General features: G+C 71.2%; 1 protein-coding gene. It reads right to left on the bottom strand.

What is annotated here, in order from left to right; all coding sequences use genetic code 11:
• On the bottom strand, positions 1–1,382 hold a 1,382-nt coding region (locus AC04L7_RS18735), incomplete at both ends, for a hydantoinase B/oxoprolinase family protein (protein WP_475513708.1).

Here is a 1,382-nt window from a genome sequence, read left to right as displayed (position 1 = left end):
GCCGGTCGCCCGCAGGAATCAGCTGCCGCCCCTTGGCGCGCAGCCCGGCGCCCGAAGCCAGCCGCAGCCGGCCCGGTGCGCCGTCGAACCCGCCAAGCGCACCGCGCGCAGGATGGTCGACCCGGTCGAACGCGGCGGCGATCAGCATGGCCGCGTCTACGCGCGCATGCCGCACCTCGATGACCTGGCCCAGCCCGCCGCGCATGGTTCCGGCGCCGCCGGAGTCGGTGCGGAATTCCTTGCCCTCGAAGACGATCGGCGCCTGGGTTTCGAGRATCTCGAGCGACACGTTGCGCACGCCGCTCGGGTAGGCCGTCACCGACAGTCCGTCCTTGCCCGGGCGCGCGCCGGTGCCGCCGGTGGAGAAGCTGATCGCGTTGAAGCGCGGGCCGCGCCGGACCGCCTCGGCGTTGGCCGCGGAGGTGCCGGCCAGCACCTCGCCGCCGACGAGTTGCAGGTTCCACAGCGASGAGGCSCCCTCGGCCGGCACGCGGTCCGGCCKCGCCTGGCGCAGCGCSCCGAACACSASRTCGGGCAGCAKCTGGCCGACCACATGGCGCGCGGTCACCGCGGCCGGATGCAGCGCATTCAGGATGCAGCCGGCCGGCGCCTCGACGCGGATCGGTGCCAGCGAGCCSGCGTTGTTGGGYACGTCGGCACCCACCAGGCAGCGGATGCCGAAGGAGGTGTAGGCGTCGGTGTAGGCCTTGGGCACGTTGATGCCGCGCGCCACCGTGCCCGAGGTGCCGCCGAAGTCGACCACGATGCCGTCGTCGGCGATGGTGACCGACACCTGCAGCGTGATGGGCGCGTCGTAGCCGTCCGCCACCAGCGTGTTGTGCCAGGTGCCGCGCGGCCAGTCGCGCAGCGCCTCGCGCATGGCCTGGGCCGAGCGTGCGATGACGAATTCGCCCAGCGCCTGGAGATCGTCGAACCCGAACTCGCGCAGCAGCGTGCGCAGGCGCCGGCCGCCCACCTCGTTGCAGGCGACCAGCGCGTACAGGTCGCCCTCGACCTGCTCCGGGTCGCGCACGTTGGCGCGGATGATCGCGCGCACGGCCGGATCGACGGTGCCTTTGCGCACGAAGCGCAGGATCGGCAGGAACAGGCCTTCGTGGTAGATCTCCAGGCCGTCGGGGCTGGAACCGATGCCGCCGATGTCGACCACGTGCAGCGTGGAGGCAAACAGCGCCACCGCGCGCCGTGCATCTCCTTCGCCATGGAAGACAGGCGTGACCATCGTCATGTCGAACAGGTGGCCCGTGCCYTTCCATGGATCGTTGGTGACGAACACGTCGCCGTCTTCCATCGTCTCGATGGGAAAGCGCTGCAGGAAGTGCTTGACCGAATCGGCCATCGAGTTGACGTGGCCCGGCGTGCCG

The organism is Pseudoxanthomonas sp. LjRoot204_2 (assembly GCF_056175765.1).
The sequence above is the reverse complement of the archived record's forward strand: the minus strand, read 5'-3'. Positions and strand labels throughout refer to the sequence as shown.